The organism is Embleya sp. NPDC055664 (assembly GCF_053618075.1).
Genome location: NZ_JBSHGZ010000001.1, coordinates 233345 through 248748, shown reverse-complemented (window position 1 = coordinate 248748; position 15404 = coordinate 233345). Strand labels below are relative to the sequence as shown.

The 15404-nt window shown below is 71.9% G+C and carries 14 protein-coding genes; 3 read left to right on the top strand and 11 right to left on the bottom strand.

The window, feature by feature from the left end:
* Window positions 1-9 precede the first annotated feature (9 nt).
* From shc to hpnC, 5 genes are all read right to left on the bottom strand, one after another.
* Complete coding sequence (gene shc / locus ACWGR4_RS01000) at window positions 10-1923, bottom strand: squalene--hopene cyclase (RefSeq protein WP_452129898.1); 1914 nt, start codon at window positions 1921-1923, stop codon at window positions 10-12.
* A gap of 4 nt (window positions 1924-1927) precedes the next feature.
* A complete protein-coding gene (locus ACWGR4_RS00995; protein ID WP_379996557.1) occupies window positions 1928-2956 on the bottom strand; it encodes a polyprenyl synthetase family protein in 1029 nt (342 codons plus the stop codon).
* Window positions 2953-4326 carry a hydroxysqualene dehydroxylase HpnE gene (gene hpnE, locus ACWGR4_RS00990; RefSeq protein ID WP_452129897.1) on the bottom strand — a complete coding sequence of 458 codons (1374 nt, stop codon included), beginning with the start codon at window positions 4324-4326 and terminating at the stop codon, window positions 2953-2955. The genes ACWGR4_RS00995 and hpnE overlap by 4 nt, the downstream gene beginning before the upstream one ends.
* A 90-nt stretch (window positions 4327-4416) precedes the next feature.
* Window positions 4417-5298, bottom strand: a complete 882-nt coding sequence (hpnD, locus tag ACWGR4_RS00985) for a presqualene diphosphate synthase HpnD (protein WP_452129896.1) — start codon at window positions 5296-5298, stop codon at window positions 4417-4419.
* A 10-nt stretch (window positions 5299-5308) separates the two neighbouring features.
* A complete protein-coding gene (gene hpnC / locus ACWGR4_RS00980; protein ID WP_452129895.1) occupies window positions 5309-6208 on the bottom strand; it encodes a squalene synthase HpnC in 900 nt (299 codons plus the stop codon).
* A gap of 572 nt (window positions 6209-6780) precedes the next feature.
* On the opposite strand from hpnC, the gene ACWGR4_RS00975 reads away from it, so the two are divergent.
* Window positions 6781-7221, top strand: a complete 441-nt coding sequence (locus ACWGR4_RS00975; RefSeq protein ID WP_379996549.1) for a pyridoxamine 5'-phosphate oxidase family protein — start codon at window positions 6781-6783, stop codon at window positions 7219-7221.
* A gap of 46 nt (window positions 7222-7267) precedes the next feature.
* On the opposite strand, the gene ACWGR4_RS00970 is transcribed toward ACWGR4_RS00975, so the two are convergent.
* The 6 genes from ACWGR4_RS00970 to ACWGR4_RS00945 all read right to left on the bottom strand — a co-directional run bounded on the left by ACWGR4_RS00970 (window position 7268) and on the right by ACWGR4_RS00945 (window position 13523).
* Complete coding sequence (locus tag ACWGR4_RS00970) at window positions 7268-8245, bottom strand: oligopeptide/dipeptide ABC transporter ATP-binding protein (protein ID WP_452129894.1); 978 nt, start codon at window positions 8243-8245, stop codon at window positions 7268-7270.
* Window positions 8242-9210: an ABC transporter ATP-binding protein gene (locus ACWGR4_RS00965; RefSeq protein WP_452129893.1), complete on the bottom strand. Its 969-nt coding sequence runs from the start codon at window positions 9208-9210 to the stop codon at window positions 8242-8244. The genes ACWGR4_RS00970 and ACWGR4_RS00965 overlap by 4 nt, the downstream gene beginning before the upstream one ends.
* A complete protein-coding gene (locus tag ACWGR4_RS00960; protein WP_452129892.1) occupies window positions 9210-10793 on the bottom strand; it encodes an ABC transporter substrate-binding protein in 1584 nt (527 codons plus the stop codon). The genes ACWGR4_RS00965 and ACWGR4_RS00960 overlap by 1 nt, the downstream gene beginning before the upstream one ends.
* On the bottom strand, window positions 10790-11704 hold the full coding sequence (locus tag ACWGR4_RS00955) for an ABC transporter permease (protein WP_452129891.1): 915 nt from the start codon (window positions 11702-11704) through the stop codon (window positions 10790-10792). The genes ACWGR4_RS00960 and ACWGR4_RS00955 overlap by 4 nt, the downstream gene beginning before the upstream one ends.
* Window positions 11701-12684, bottom strand: coding sequence for an ABC transporter permease (locus ACWGR4_RS00950; protein ID WP_379996539.1), 984 nt, complete (start codon window positions 12682-12684; stop codon window positions 11701-11703). Before ACWGR4_RS00950 ends, ACWGR4_RS00955 begins: the two co-directional genes overlap by 4 nt.
* Before the next feature lie 149 nt (window positions 12685-12833).
* Window positions 12834-13523 (bottom strand): biliverdin-producing heme oxygenase, encoded by a 690-nt coding sequence (locus ACWGR4_RS00945; RefSeq protein ID WP_379996537.1) that lies wholly within the window; start codon window positions 13521-13523, stop codon window positions 12834-12836.
* 450 nt (window positions 13524-13973) lie between these two features.
* Between ACWGR4_RS00945 and ACWGR4_RS00940 the strand changes: the two genes are divergently transcribed.
* On the top strand, window positions 13974-14684 hold the full coding sequence (locus tag ACWGR4_RS00940) for a neocarzinostatin apoprotein domain-containing protein (protein ID WP_452129890.1): 711 nt from the start codon (window positions 13974-13976) through the stop codon (window positions 14682-14684).
* A 63-nt stretch (window positions 14685-14747) separates the two neighbouring features.
* A complete protein-coding gene (locus ACWGR4_RS00935) occupies window positions 14748-15386 on the top strand; it encodes a neocarzinostatin apoprotein domain-containing protein (protein ID WP_379996532.1) in 639 nt (212 codons plus the stop codon).
* Window positions 15387-15404 lie beyond the last annotated feature (18 nt).

Below are 15404 nucleotides of genomic sequence, written 5' to 3'. Positions count from 1 at the left end.
AGGGCATGATCAGCCTGTCGTCCTGGCATAGCGGCCGAGCGCCATCACGGGGAAGACGAGCCGGTACATGTGGTACTTGATGTAGAAGTCGCCGGGGAAGCCGGTGCCGGTGAACTGCGGCTCGTCCCACCCGCCCAGCGCGTTCTGATGCGTGGTCAGCCAGTCGATCCCACGCTGCGCGACCTCGCCGAACTCGCCCGCCGCGTGCAGCGCGAGCAGCGCCCACGCGGTCTGCGACGCGGTCGACTCGCCGCGTCCCGACCAGGTCTCGGCCTCGTCGTAGCTGCGCAGATCCTCGCCCCAGCCGCCATCCGGGTTCTGCCGGGCCTCCAGCCACGCCACCGCACGCCGGATCGCCGCGTGCCTGGGGTCGACCCCCGCGGTCACCAGCGCCGGCACCACCGCGCCGGTGCCGTAGACGTAGTTCGCGCCCCAGCGGCCGAACCAGGAGCCGTCCGCCTCCTGATGCTCCATCAGCCACTTGACGCCGTCGGCGACATAGGAGCTGTAGCGGGCGCCGCCGTCGGCCAGCATCTCCACGATGTGCGCGGTCACGTCGGCCGAGGGCGGATCGGTGACCGCGCCGAAATCACTGAACGGCAACTTCAGCGGCAGGATGCTGACGTTGTCCGCGTCGAACGCGCCCCACCCGCCGTCCTTGCTGCGCATCCCGGCGGTCCACCGCTCGGCCCGGTCCAGGACCGCGGCCTTGCGCGCCCCGTCGGGGTGGTCGGTGTAGCGCAGGGCCATCACGATCTCGGCCGTGTCGTCGGTGTCCGGGTAGTAGTCGTTGGCGAACTCGAAGGCCCAGCCGCCCGGTTCCAGATGCGGCCGGCGCACCGCCCAGTCGCCGACCTCGCGGATCTCCTCGTCCATCAGCCACCCGGCCGCCTTGACCACCCTCGGGTCACCCGCCGGGACCCCCGCGTCCCGCAGGGCGACCAGGGTCAGGCCCGTGTCCCACACCGGCGACTGGCATGCCTCGAACCGGCGGCGCACCTCGCCGTCCTCGTCGGTGTCCACGATGGTGAAGCCGTCCAGGCCCTTGATGCCCTGGGCCATCACCGGGTGGTTGAGCGGATACCCCATCAGCCGCAGCGCGATCAGCGAGTAGACCCACGGCGGTTGGATGCCGCCCCAGCCGCCGTCGGCCTCCTGGCGGCGGATGATCCACTGCTCGGCCTTGCGCATCGCGGCCTGCCGGATCGGCTTGATCGGCCGCTTGCGGTACTGGTGCAGCCCGGCGTCCAGCGCCCGGAACACCCGCGACCACGGGTCGGATGCGGCGGTCTTGCCCACCACCGGCTTGGTCGGGCGCAGTTCGGCCAGGCCGAATGGCGCGGGCCGGACCGGGCGCATCGAGCTGACAATGGTCAGCGGAACGATGGTCTGCCGGGCCCAGCAGGCGAAGTCGTAGACGTTGAGTGGGAACCACTTGGGCAGATACACGATCTCCGGTGGCAGCACCGGCAGTTCGTCCCACGACCACCAGCCGAAGAAGGCCAGCCAAAAGCGGGTGAACACCCGGGTCTCGGCCAGGCCGCCGCCGTCGCGGATGAACTCCGCCGCCGCGGCCATGTGTTTGGCATCGGGGTCGTCGCCCGCCAACTTCAGTGCCACGTAGGCCTCGACCGTCACCGACAGGTCGGCGGGGCCGCCGAAGAAGGTCGACCAGGTGCCGTCGGCGCGCTGGTTGGCCCGGATCCACCGGGCGCTCGCCGCGGTCTGTTCCTCGGTGCGGATGCCCAGGAACTCGCGAAAGAGCAGATCCTCGGCGTCCATCGTGACGTTGGTCTCGAGTTCCCCCTTCCACCAGCCCGCATCGTCCTGAAGCTCCATCAGATGAGCAACGGCCTTGTCGAGCGCGTCCCTGACCCGGTCATCACTGACATCGCCGATTCCCGGCTGGGCGGTCACTGTCATCTCTTCACAACTCCCGAGTGGTGGTGAAGGCCGCGAGAGAGGTCAGGTCCGTGTAGGTACCTTGCGGGACGTCCAGGGAATCCAGGCAGGCCATCGCCTGCTCCAGGCGCCGAGCCGCCTCGGTCTCGGTGCGGGCACGTCCGCCCGACTCCTCGACCAGGCGCGCGGCCAGGGCCAGTCCCTCCTCGTTGCGCGGTCCTTCGTCCGTGTAGATGCGCGCCAGCTCACGGCCGGCGGTCGTGTCGCTCGCGAGCGCGGCGACGACCGGCACGGACTTCTTGCGCCGGCGCAGGTCGTTCCAGGCGGGTTTGCCGGTCACCTCGGGTCGACCCCAGATGCCCAGCAGGTCGTCCACCGCCTGGAAGGCGACGCCGAGGTGGTGCCCGAAGCCGTACAGCGCCTGCACGGTGCGCTCGTCGGCGCCCGCGAGGGCCGCCCCGATCGCCGACGCGCAGGCCAGCAGGGCCCCGGTCTTGTTGCCCGCCATGGTCAGGCACTCCTCGACGGTGACGTCGAGTCGGGCCTCGAAGGACAGGTCCTGGGACTGTCCGTCGATCAACCTGGCGGTCGCTTCGGTAAGCAGGCGGGCGGCGCGATCGCCGTCCGCCTCGTCGGCGTCCATCAGGACCTGTTCGGCCAACACGAGCAGTCCGTCGCCGGCCAGGACGGCGAGGCCGGGACCGAAGACCTTCCACGCGGTGGGCCGATGCCGACGTTCCTCGTCGCCGTCCATGAGGTCGTCGTGGATCAGCGAGAAGTTGTGCACGAGTTCGACCGCGACCGCGCCCGGCACGCCCACGGCGGTCGGCGCGCCGACCGCCTCGGCGGACAGCAGCGCGAGGGCGGGGCGCAGCGCCTTGCCGCCGTTGCCCGGCAGTTCGCGGCCCGCCTCGTCGGCCCACCCCATGTGGTACGCGGCCACGCGAGCCAGGGGCGGTTCGAGTCGGGCGGTCGCGACCCGCAGCGCGGGGCGGCTCGCCTCGCGCGCGCGATCGAGCACGGCGGGGGCGATCGATGCGTCGGCGAGCGTCATAGCGGCGTCGTCCTCTCCGGAATGGCACGGGTGCGGCCGAGATGCGGGAGGGCCTCACGAGCGGCGGAAAGGCCGCTGCGAACGGCGCCCTCCATCGTCGCGGGCCATCCGGTGGCGGTCCACGCCCCGGCCAGGGCGAGACCGGGGATCGCGGTCCGGGGGCCGGGACGAAGCCGGCCCGAACCGGGGGCGGGACGGAAGGTCGCGGATCGTTCCTTGGTGACCACGAACCGCTCCACCCGGGCCTGCCGGGCAGCGGGCAGCACGCGGGCCAGCTCCGGGACGAACCTATCCCGCAGCTGCGCACTCGTCAGGTCGATTTCCCGACCCGCCGCGGACAACGACACCGCCACGTAGCGGCCCGGCGCCAGTCCGTGTCCGGCGCTGCGGTCGAACATCCACTGGACCGGGCTCCCGACGCCCGCGGTGAGCGGGACGTCCAGGACCGGGCGGTCGTAGACCACGTGCAGGTTCACGATCGGCGAGGTGCCGAGGCCGGTGAGCAGGTTCGGGTCGGCGAGCACGTCGTCGAGCAGCAGGGCACCCGCGGGCAACAACCGGGCCGCGTCGTAGTGCGGCACGGCCAGCACCACCGCCTCGGCCTCGATCCGCTCGCCGCCCGCGTGCACGACGAAGCCCCCGGCGCCGGCGTCGAGCGCGTCGACCCGGGCCCGCAGTCGCACCCGGACCCCGGCCTTGGCGAGCGCGCGGGCGGAGGCGTCGCCGTGCAGTTCCTGGAGCGGGACCAGGCTCCACCCGATGTCCGCGCCGTCGTTGCGGTCGAGCACGCCGGTACGGAAGACCTTGACCGCCATGGCGAGCGAGGCCTCGGTCGCGGGCAGGTTGAGCGTGGCGATGCCGATCAGGTCCCACATCGCCTCGCGTTCGCGGGCGGTGACGCCGAACCGGTCCAGCCACGCGGCGAAGGTGACCTCGTCCAGGGCGGGGTCGGTCGGGTCGAGCCGGCGCAGGGCGAGCGCGGCGAGGCCGACCCGGGCCCGGCCGGCCATGGTCAGCAGCGGGTAGCGGGCCAGCGCCGAGGACAGGTGCAGCGGGGTGGGCAGGCCGGAGCGGGCGAGCCGGGTCCGGGTGCCCCAGGGGGTGCGGACCGGGACGTCCATCCGGGGCTGGAGGTAGACCTTGTCGGCACTGCCGATGCGCTCCAGGAACGCGATGTATTCGGTACAGCAGCGCAGGAAGACGTGTTGCCCGTTGTCGAGCCACATGTCGTCGCGGCGCAGCGAGAACGTCGCCCCGCCCAGTCTGGGTCGGCCCTCCAGGAGGGTGACCTCGACGCCGGCGTCGGCGGCGGCGAGTGCAGCGGTGATGCCCGCCAGGCCGCCCCCGATCACCACCATGCGTGCGCTCATGCCTTGCTCCGTACCCACGTGATCAATCCCTGTACCGGCCACTGCGACCGGTTTGTCCCACCGGCTCCGGGCCGGTCAACGCTCGACGTCTCACCGCCCGCGCGCGAGCAGCGAGCGGGCGCCGACCGGCAGTCCGGCCAGCGCGCGCGCGGCGATCTCGGCCTTCTCCCAGCCCGGGAGGGAGAGCCGACCTATCAGCACCCGGCCCGGCTCCTCGCGGATCCGGGTGAGCAGCCGGCGGTAGATGCCCGCCATCGCCCCGGTGCTGGCGGCGCTGCGCCGGTCGAGCAGCGGGAGCAGGGTCAGGCCCCGCTCGAAGAGCTGCTCGGCGCGCTCGGCCTCGAACCGGACCATGTCGTCGAACGCGCCGCTCTGGGTGAACCGGCCGCCCCGGTGCCACGCGTCCTCCAGGCCGAACTTGGCCAGGTCCTCGCGGGGCAGGTAGACCCGGCCGTTGTCCTTGTCCTCCTTGATGTCACGGAGGATATTGGTGATCTGGAGCGCGATGCCCAGGGTGTCGGCCAGGTCGGGCGCGTGCAGCGAGTCGCGGGAGCCGAAGATGCCCAGCGAGAGCCGGCCCACCGTGCCCGCGACGCAGCGGCAGTAGACCCGCAACTCGTCGAAGGTCTCGTATTCGGTCTCGCGTACGTCCATCTCGACGCCGTCGATGAGTTCGTCGAGCGCGGACAGCGGGATCGGAAACCGGGTCGCGGCGTCGGCGAGCGCGACCGCGACCGGGTCGCGGTCCGCGCTCAGGTCCTTGAGCTGCTTGCGCATCCGGGCCAGCTCGGCGACCTTGCGGTCGGCGGGCAGGTCGCCGTCGCCGATGTCGTCGATCTCTCGCGCGAAGGCGTACACGGCGCTGAGCGCGAGGCGCTTGGGCTCGGGCAGCAGCCTGATGCCGTAGTAGAAGTTACGCGCCTGATTGCGGGTCAGGCGCTCGCAATACGCATACGAAGCGTCGACGTCCATGGTTCCCCTTTTACCTCTTTCGTACCAGTACGCCGGACAGCTCGCGCAGCAGGGCGGCCTTCCCGGGCTTCGCCCGGTGGGCCAAGACGTCGAAGCCGACGTCGCCGATCGCGGCCAGGGCCGCTCTTCCACCGGCCACGAACCCGGCGATCGCGAGACGCTCGCGCCCTCGCAGTGTCCCCGCGAGCGGTGCGCCGCTGCGCAGCAGCCGCGTCGCGCGGTGAGCCTCGTAGGCGATCAGCCGCCGCACCGAGGGCGCGGCGGCGGGCGCGGCGAGGTCGGCCTCGGTGACGCCGAACCGGTCCATGTCCTCCTGCGGGAGGTAGATCCGGTCACGGGCGAGGTCCTCCGCCACGTCCTGCAGGTGCTCGACGATCTGGAGCGCGGTGCAGATCTCGTCGGAGCGGGCGATGCGTTCCTCGGTGGCGCGGCCGAACACGTGCAGCACGATCCGGCCGACCGGATCGGCGGACAGCGCGCAGTACGCGACCAGGTCGTCGTAGGTCGCGTAGCGGCGGACCACCTGGTCCTGCCGGTTGGCCTCGATCAGACCCAGGAACGGCTCGATCGGCAGATCGAGTTCGCGCACGCTCGGTTGCAGCCGGCGCAGCACCTCCAGGCGCGGTTCGCCGGTGAAGACCCGGCGCAGGTCCGTCTCGAACGCGTCGAGCTGGGCGACGCGGTCCCCCTCGGCCTCGTCGCCGATGTCGTCGACCAGGCGGGCGAAGCCGTAGACGGCCAGCAGGTGTCGCCGGTGGTCGGGGCGCAGGATCCCCATCGCCACGGGAAAGTTCTCGTGCCCGGCCTGACGCATGACCACGTCCGGGTCGATGATCGCGGCGTCGATGCCCGCCGTGTCGTCGTCACTCGCGCCGGGTGCGCGCTCGAGACCGCGGGAATCACTCCCCATATCTCTCCCTGGGCCCCCGAAAACATCCCCAACATTACAGTTGGCCAGGAATTCGTGCCGTCCCGGTCGGTCTGACGGTTCAGCTTGCCCGATCGAAGTCGGATCGATCAAGCACCGAGAACACGCGTGTCATAGCTCACCCGGACTTTTCCTTCGCGAAACACTTTTGTTATCACCACGAACGTCCGGGGCACCCTCGACGATCCCCGTACCACTCAGGACGTCCGGCATGCCCCGGTGGTTTCCGGGCACCTGAGGAGGTTTCGTCACCCGATCCCCTCCCTGCGGAGTAGTGCGGAGTTCCGCCTTCCGCATGAGGAGTACGGCGATTATCCGTGCGCAATGGACCAAGTGGGGTCGATAAAGCGAGTGCTCGGCGAAATGTTGATCAACTTTCCGGATTTGCGGAATACCCGGAGGATAGCGGTGCGCGCCGACACGCCGCCGTACACCGAATCGATACCCGAATGCGCGACTCCTCGGTGATCGGCCTCCACCCGGCCGACCGACGGTCCACACATCCGGGACTTTTGCCCCTGCGCGGGCGGCCGGCTCCGGAGCACGCTGGAGGCATGCGGCACGACACGAATCGATACGCGCGGGCCCTGCGCGAGCTTGCGCCCGAGGACGCGCTCGCCCTGATGGCCTCCGTGCCGATCGGGCGGGTCGTGTTCACCCTGGACGCGCTGCCCGCGATCCTGCCGGTGTGCTTCCGGCTCGACCGGGGCACGCTCGCCTTCCGCCTGGCCGCCGACCGGCGGCTACACGCGGCGCTGCACGACAGCGTGTGCGCATTCGAGGCGGACGCCTGGGACGCACGCGAGCACGACGGGTGGACCGTCACGGTCACCGGCCGGGTTTTTGGGGTGGACGAATCGCACGAGGGCGCGCGCTTGGCCGAGGTGCTGCCGCCCATGTGGGAGTCGGAACACCCGCACCGGTTCTTCCGGATCGTGCCGGAGGTGGTCGCCGGGCGGCTGCTCCGGGCGGCGGGCCGGCCGATTCCCGCCTGAGCCGCGCCGGGTCTCGGAGCGGGTTCGGGCCGGCCCCGCTCCGGTCTCAGTGCGGGTGGTGGCAGGCGACCTCGACGTCGTCCAGGGCCTCCCGCACCGGCCGCCGCTCGGCGCACACCTCGGTCGCGAGCGCGCAACGCGGATGGAACGCGCAGCCCGACGGCGGGTCGAGCGCCGAGGGCACCTCGCCGATCGCGCCCGCGCCGAAGTCCGCCGCGCTCGCGGGGCCGATGCGCTCGGGGTCGGGCACCGGCACGCTCGCGAGCAGCAGGCGCGGATACGGGTGGCGCGGCCGGGCCAGGACCGCGGTGGCCGGACCCACCTCGACGATCCGCCCCAGGTACATCACCGCGGCCCGGTCGGCGAGCCGGCGGGCGATGTCGATCTCGTGGGTGATCACCACGATCGCCAGGTCCGACTCGGTGCGCAGCCGCAGCAGCAGGTCGACCACGCTCGCCTTGACACTCGCGTCCAGGCTCGCGGTGGGCTCGTCCAGGACCAGCACCCGCGGGCGCACGAGCAGCGCGCGGGCCAGCACCAGACGGGCCAGTTCGCCACCGCTCAGCTCGCCGGGGAAGCGGTCCAGGTGCTCCGTCGACAAGCCGACCCGCTCCACCATCTCGGCCACCAGCGCGTCCCGTTCGGCGCGGCCGGCGCCCAGGCCGTGCACGCGCAGCGGCTGGTCGAGGGCGTGCCGCAGGGTGCGGCGGCGGTTGAACGCGGCGCGCGGGTTCTGCGTGACGAGTTGGATCAGCCGCTGGTCGGCGGGGGTTCGGGCGCCGGTCAGCTCGCGGCCGGCCAGGGCGACGGTGCCCGAGGTCGCGGTGTCCAGGCCCGCGAGCACCCGGGCGACGGTGGTCTTGCCGCAGCCGGACTCGCCGACCACGGCCAACACCTCGCCGGCCGCGACCTCGAACGAGACGTCCTCGACGGCGTGCACCACGCGCGGCGCGGTCCGCCGGCCGAACGGTCGCGGCAGGGTGAACCGACGGGTCAGCCCCTGTACGTCGAGCAGCGCGGTCATGCCCCGACCCGCTCACTCGCGAGGTGGCAGCGCACCATGCCCGCCCCGTGTGCGGTGGGCTCGGGCATGCGCTCCCGACACACCCCCAGCACCTGGGGGCAGCGCGGCGCGAACGGGCAGCCCGGCAGCAGGTTCGCCCCCTCGGCGGTGCCCTCGATCGCGCGCAGCGGCCGATCCGCCGGCGTGGTCGCGGGCATCGCGGCGAGCAGCGCCCGGGTGTACGGGTGGCGCGGCGCGGCGAACAACTCCCGTACGGGGGCGGTCTCGACCAGTCGGCCGCCGTACATCACCCCGACCCGGTCGCAGATCGTGGACACCACCGCGAGGTCGTGCGAGACGTAGATCAGGGCCAGTCCGAGCTTGTCCCGCAGGGTCAGCAGCAGCCGCAACACCTGGGCCTGCACGGTCGCGTCCAGCGTGGTGGTGGGCTCGTCGGCGAGCAGCAGTGCGGGTTCGTGCGCAAGCGCGGCGATGGCGATCACCACCCGCTGGAGCTGCCCGCCGGAGAAGCTTCCGGGCAGGTCGCGCGGGCGGTCCAGGACCGGGCCCAGGCCGATGCCGGTCAGTGTCTCGCGGACCTCGACGTCGTCCAGCCGATCGCCCAGGTACCAGCGCAGTTGGCGCACGACGGGCGTGGTCGGCGCCAGCGAGGTCATCGGTTGTTGCGGCACGAACGCCAGCCGCCGGCCGCGCACCCGGCGCAGGTCGCGCTCGCGCAGCGCGGCCAGGTCGGTGCCCTCGAACTCGATGGCGTCGGCGCGGCGGTGCGCGCTGGCCGGCAGCAGGCCCGTCAGCGCGGTGCACACGCTGCTCTTGCCGCTGCCCGACTCGCCGACCAGGCCCAGGATCTCGCCCGGCGCGACGTCGAAGGAGACCCCGCGCACCGCGGGCACCGGGCCGGGATAGGTGACGTCGAGGTCGCGCACCCGCAGCAGCGGCGCGGCACTCGCGCGCGTGTCCGCCATCACACGAACCGCAGGTGGTGCGGGTCGAGCCGGCTGATCCGCAACATCGTGGGGTCGAGCGGGGACAATTCGGCGCGCTGGGCGAGCGCGAGCTTGGGGTAGACCGGCGGGGTGATCACCGCGTCCTCGGCGAGCAGCCGGTCCACCCGGGACAGCGCGGCCACCCGCTCGGCGTCGTTCGAGGTCTGCCAGACGGTGTCGATCAGCCGGTCCACCTCGGGGTTGGCGTAGCCGCAGGAGAGCACGTTGGTGGATCCGGCGGGGGCGAGCGTGAGGTAGTTCGCCGGGCCGGAGGTGAACCCGGAGGAGAAGGTGTTCATCAACATGTCGTAGTCGCGCGAGAGCCACTTGTTCGACCAGGGACCGCCGGCCAACTGCTCGATGGTCACGTCGAGTCCGACCTGCTTCCAGCCGGCGACCAGCACCTGGGCGACGTCGCGGATGCCCTGGTTGGTACCGATGGTCACGGTGAACGAGCGTTTGCCGGTCTTGGCCCGGGCCAGCAGGTCGCGGGCCCGGGCGAGGTCGGGCGCGGGCGCGAACGGGGCGAACCCGGCGTCCCAGCCGAGTTCGGCGGGCCCGATCGGGCCCTGTCCGATGGTGCCCTCGCCGCCGTACACCCGCTGCAACACGCCCTGGCGGTCCATCGACAGCGCGACCGCCTTGCGGAAGTCCGGGTCGCTGAACGGCTCCTTGCGCATCATCACGTAGCTGAGCACGTCCAGCGGCGCCTCGGTGAGCACCAGCGCGAGCGAGCGGTCCTTGCGGATGGTGTCGAAGGTGGCAAAGGACGGTGCGGTGATCAGGTCGACCTTGCCCTGACGCAGGCTCAGTACGCGCGTGTTGGCGTCGGTGAAAACGGTGTACTGCATGCCGGCGAACGCGGGCGCGGTACCGGCCGGGTACTGGCCGCCGTGGTAGCGGTCGAAGCGGGAGAGGGTGAAGCTCTGGCCGGCCACGAAGGTGTCGAGTCGGTACGGCCCGGTGCCCATCATCGTGTCCTTGCGGGCCACGAAGTCCCGGTGGGTGATCGGCAGGTTGGTCAGATGCGAGCGCAGCAGCCCGTACGGCTTGCTCAGCACGATCCGCACGGTGTGCTCGTCGACCTTCTCGAACCGGGAGAGGTAGCCGAGCATGTAGGTGATCCACTCGCTGCCGGCCGACAGGTCGAGCATGTGCGCGAGGGTGGCCACCACGTCGTCGGCGGTGAACGGCGTGCCGTTGTGCCAGAGCACGCCTTGACGCAGCCGGATGGTCCAGGCGAGTCCGTCGTCGCTGATCTGCGGTTCGCCGTCGGCAAGCAGCGGCACGGAGGCGAGGGTGTTGTCGTAGCGGTACAGGCTCTCCATGATCGGCTCGGCGATCCAGCGGGTGATCTCCGAGCCGGAGTCGAGCGGATTGAGGCTGCTGGGCGCGGAGGCGACGCCGATCCGCAGGATGCCGTCCTTGTGCCGATCGGCCACCCGCTTGGCGCCCGAGGAGCCGGAGCATGCAGTGAGCACGCCGGTGCCGCCGGCCGCCGCGAGCGCCGCGAGGCCGAGAAAGCCTCGACGGTTCAGGCCGACTCTGCGCACCGGGGTCACTGGGTCTCCTTGGGGGTCGGGGTGGAGCTGTGTCGTTGGCCCGGGACGCGAGTGGCGCTCGGGGCCGGTCGCGCGCGGCGGCCCGGTCGGCCGCCGACCGTGTCGCCGAGCAGGTTGAAGCCCAGGATGCCGAGCATCAGGACCGTGCCGGGCAGCGTGGCGTACCACCAGTCGCCGCCGATGATCTGCCCGCCCGCGTCAGCGATCAGATTGCCCAGGGTGGCATGCGGCGGGGCCACGCCCAGACCCAGGAAGCTCAGACCCCCCTCGGCGAAGACCGCGATGGCCATCGCCAGACAGGCCTGACCGAGCACCGGCGGCCAGACGTTGACCAGCACCTCGCGGAACAGGATCTCCCGCTCCGGCACTCCCAGGCCGCGCAGGTTGGCCACGTAGTCCTCCTGCATCTCCACCACGGTCGCGGCGCGCGCGACGCGGGCGAAGTAGGGCACGAAGCCGAGGCCGATGGCGAACGCGACCCGGGCCCCGTTGCCCACGGTGAGCGGCCCGAAGTGCATGTCGGCCGTGCCCATCAGACCGATCAGGAACATCACGAAGACGAACTGCGGCAGCGCCTGGAGGGTTTCCACCGCGCGCATCAGCAGCCCGTCGAGCCGGCCGCCGTGCCGACGCCCGGCCAGCACGCCCAGCGGCACTCCGACCACGATCGCGAGGCCGACCGAGGACAGACAGATCAGCAGCGAGGTCCAGGCGCCCTCGGCGGTCCGGGCCAGCAGGTCGCGGCCCAGGTGGTCGGTGCCGAACGGGTGCCCGAGCGAGGGCGCCTCGGGTCCGGCGGCCACCAGCGCGGCGGGATCGCCCTGCAACCGGCCGACGGTGGCGACCAGGAGATAGAGCAGTACACAGACCACGCCGATCCACCCGGCCACGCCGAGCTTCCGGGCCCTCACGCGGTCCGCCCCGCGAGGTCGCCGGTCACGCCCGCGGCGGTGCGCGGATCGACGAGCGGGTAGAGCAGGTCGACCACCAGGTTCAGGAGCAGGAAGATCGCCGAGGTCGCGACGCACGCGCCGAGCGCGAGCGGATAGTCCTGCCGCTGGAAGGCGGTGACCATCAGCTGGCCGATCCCGGGGATCTGGAACACGTTCTCGATCAGCACGGTGCCCGAGAGCAGGCCGCCGATCAGTACGCCGGCCACGGTCAGCGTCGGCACCAGCGCCCCGCGCAGCGCCACCCGACGCAGGGTGAGCAGCCGCGAGCCGCCCATCGCGCGGGCGAACATCGCGTGGTCGGAGGCCATCGCGTCGGCAAGGCCGCCGCGCAGCGAGCGGGTGAGCATCGCGAAGGTGGCCAGGCCGAGCACGATCGCGGGCAGCACGAGCACCCGGAGGTTGGCCGCGGGATCCTCGCCGAAGGTGACGAAGCCGCCGGCGTTGGGCAGCAGATCGGGATGGCTGTCGCCGACCACCACGAGCGCGACCACGGCCAGCCAGTAGCCGGGCAGGGACATCGCGAGCACGGTCAGCACGCGGGTGCCGTGGTCGACGACCCCGCCGCGGCGCAGCACCGACCACGCGCCCAGGACGACGGCCGGGATCACCGCGAACACCGAGGCGATCAGCCCCAGTTCGAGCGAGACGGGCAGCGCCCGGCCGATCTGGTCGGCGACCGGGGTGCCGTCGTAGAGCGAGGTGCCGAGGTCGCCGCGCAGCGCGTCGCCGACGTAGTCGAGGTATTGGGTCACCAGCGGCCGGTCCAGACCCATCCGGTGCTCGACCGCGGCCCGGGCCACGGGGTCGGCCGCGACCTGCGGCGCGAGTTGGTTGACCGGGCTGACCGGGGAGGCGTGCAGCAGCAGGAACAGGCCGGTCAGGACGGCGAACATCACCACCACGACGCCCAGGACGCGCCGTGCCAGGTAGTTCGTCATTGCTCCCCCTGCCGATCCGATGCGCCATCCATTGTCGGACGGCGCATCGGACGGTGGGCCCCCGGGTCGTGCGGTGAGTCCGAAGCGGCGGGTTCGGAACGGTGCCGGAGGTGGTCTGCCGGCCGGTCGTGCCGAGGGCCGCGGGCGGGTCAGGCGGCCTTGCGGTAGCGGTCCAGGTCCTGACCCAGCTCGCGCAGTACGGCGCTGTTGATGTCGTACGCGAACAGCACCTCCTGGATCACCAGCTCCTGCTCGGCCTCGTCCCACGGGGCGTCGTTCATCGCCGCGCGGTACGCGTCCTTCCACACGGTCAGGTCGCCCAGTCCGTCGAAGACGTAGAAGTCGCTGCCCCGCGTGCCGGGCAGGTCGTAGTGCTTGCGCATCTGCTTGGCGATGAACTGGCCGCCGGACATGTCGCCGAGGTAGCGGGTGTAGTGGTGGGCGACGAAGCCGCCGGCCCAGTCGTAGCACTTCTCCCGCATCCGGTCGGTGTAGCGCCGGGTGGCCTCGTTGGCGGGCCAGCGCTCCTGCCAGCCCTCGCCGGCCAGGAAGAGCATGTCGGCCTCCAGGATCGCCCGGCGGTCGAGGCGCGCGTCCGCGAACGGGGCGCCGATCGGGTGCTCGCGCATGGTGTCGGCGGCGTCGTCGAGCACCACGTACGCCCAGTAGTGCTGGGCCACCATCGCGGTGTAGGCGTCGCGGGTCAGTTCGCCCTTCATCAGGGCCTCCAGGAAGCCCGAGCCCTCGGCCTCCTGGTGGAAGGCCCATGAGCGCTTGCGCAGCGTCTCGGCGAAGGTCGGGGTGGCACCGGCGGTTTCGGCGGTCTCGGTCGTGGTCATGAGGTTTCCCCTAGGTGCGACAAGATCTACCGGACACGCACGAATGGGTGCGTACGGTGCGAACTGTGGAGGATCGGGCGCCTTTGCCCGTGCGGAGTCGGCGCTTCGGCCATGGCGAAGCCCATGACAAAGCATCTGCGGGGAATCGGTTCTTCGCCCGTTTCCGCCGGCCCCCGCAGTCTGTGCGGCGCCGTACGGTGCCGTCAATAAGTTACCGACAACTTGTCGGCACGTTGTCGGTGGGGTCACATCGGGTGGGCCGGCGGGCCGGGAGAAACCCGGAGACGACCCGGGAGGAACATGGCAACGGGCCTACAGCGCCCGTCGGAACGCATCTCGGAAGCGTCTCGGAACCACCCCCCGAGCCTTCCGGTGACCCGACCCGTCTTAGGATAGCCTCACCTCCAATCATTCCGTACGCAAGCGTACGGTCGGCCCAGAGGAAACAACGTGAGCCCAGCCCGCACCGGACGCCTCGGCGGCGCCGTCGCCGCCACCGCGACCCTCCTTCTCGCCTGGCTGGTTCTCGGCCTCGCGGGCCCGGCGCACGCGACCGGCACGCCGGCGGCGGGCAAGGCCACGCTGAGCGCGGTCAAGACCACCGGCCTGAACCCGGCGGGCGACGTGGTCAAGCTGGTCGGCAAGGGCTTCACGCCGGGCGTACGGCTGTTCATCCTCCCGTGCGACCCCGCCCAGGGCGCGGGCCGCGCGTGCGACATGGGCTCGTTCGCCGGCCCCACCGAGGCGGACGCGACCGGCTCGTTCAGCACCGACATCAAGGTGGCCGCCAAGTTCGGCGCGGTCGACTGCCTGAAGACGCGATGCGCGATCGCCACCTCGAACTCGGCCAACGGCAAGGACCGGACCCAGGAGGTCTACCTGCCGATCGGCTTCGAGGGCGAGATCGCGGGCCTGCCGGCCACGCCGGGTCCGGCCACCGCCGCCCCGCAGGCCGGCGCCCCGGGCGCGGGCGGCGCGGCGCAGCCCCCGGCCTCCGCCGGCGCACCGGCCGCGACCGCCTCCGCTCCGGCGAAGTCCTCGGCCGCGGACAAGGACGACGACGACAGCAACACCGGCCTGATCATCGGCGTGGTCGCCGGCGTCGTGGTGGTCCTGGTCGTCGCCGGTGTCCTGGTCAAGCGCCGCCGCCCGAGCGCCTGATCCGCCGGCCCGCTCCCGCACCTCCCCTACCTCCTCACCAGCCAGTCTTCGTTCGGAGTCCACATGCACAAGTCCCGTACGGCCGCGGCCGTCGCCGCGACCGCGATCGCCGGCCTCGGCCTCACCGCGTTCGCGAGCGCTCCGGCCTCGGCCGCCGACGCGCCGACGATCACCCTGTCCAAGTCGACCGGCCTGGCCGCCGGCGGCGAGGAGATCACCGTCACCGGCAAGGGCTACAAGCCGGGCAAGGGCGTGTACGTCGCGCAGACCGTGGCCAAGCCGGCCGGCGGCGTGCCGACCCAGTACGGCAACGCGGGCTACGTCCCGCAGGTCGGCCCGGACGGCACGTTCACGGTCAAGCTCAAGCCCACGCAGAGCTTCGAGGGCAAGGACAAGGCGAAGGTCGACTGCGCCGCCACGGCGTGCTTCGTGGCCACCTTCAACGACCACACCGACCTCGCCAACCGCGACCAGGACGTGTGGCTCCCGGTGTCCTTCGCCGGCGCGGCCGGCGCACCCGCCGCCAAGGCCCCGACCGACACTCCGCCGCAGACCGGCACCACCAACGAGGCCGGTCAGCCGCAACTGCCGAAGACGGGCGCGTCGAGCACGCAGCTCGGCTACGTGGGCGCGGGCATGCTGGTGCTCGGCGTGGGCTCGGTGCTCGCGTCGCGTCGGCGCCGCGACTCCGTGTCCGGCTGACCACTCCCCCACCCGTAT

Bases quoted from the DNA above. Each gene is read 5' to 3' on its own strand.
- shc (WP_452129898.1), bottom strand. From the start codon at position 1,923: ATGACAGTGACCGCCCAGCCGGGAATCGGCGATGTCAGTGATGACCGG.
- ACWGR4_RS00995 (WP_379996557.1), bottom strand. From the start codon at position 2,956: ATGACGCTCGCCGACGCATCGATCGCCCCCGCCGTGCTCGATCGCGCG.
- hpnE (WP_452129897.1), bottom strand. From the start codon at position 4,326: ATGAGCGCACGCATGGTGGTGATCGGGGGCGGCCTGGCGGGCATCACC.
- hpnD (WP_452129896.1), bottom strand. From the start codon at position 5,298: ATGGACGTCGACGCTTCGTATGCGTATTGCGAGCGCCTGACCCGCAAT.
- hpnC (WP_452129895.1), bottom strand. From the start codon at position 6,208: ATGGGGAGTGATTCCCGCGGTCTCGAGCGCGCACCCGGCGCGAGTGAC.
- ACWGR4_RS00975 (WP_379996549.1), top strand. From the start codon at position 6,781: ATGCGGCACGACACGAATCGATACGCGCGGGCCCTGCGCGAGCTTGCG.
- ACWGR4_RS00970 (WP_452129894.1), bottom strand. From the start codon at position 8,245: ATGACCGCGCTGCTCGACGTACAGGGGCTGACCCGTCGGTTCACCCTG.
- ACWGR4_RS00965 (WP_452129893.1), bottom strand. From the start codon at position 9,210: ATGGCGGACACGCGCGCGAGTGCCGCGCCGCTGCTGCGGGTGCGCGAC.
- ACWGR4_RS00950 (WP_379996539.1), bottom strand. From the start codon at position 12,684: ATGACGAACTACCTGGCACGGCGCGTCCTGGGCGTCGTGGTGGTGATG.
- ACWGR4_RS00945 (WP_379996537.1), bottom strand. From the start codon at position 13,523: ATGACCACGACCGAGACCGCCGAAACCGCCGGTGCCACCCCGACCTTC.
- ACWGR4_RS00935 (WP_379996532.1), top strand. From the start codon at position 14,748: ATGCACAAGTCCCGTACGGCCGCGGCCGTCGCCGCGACCGCGATCGCC.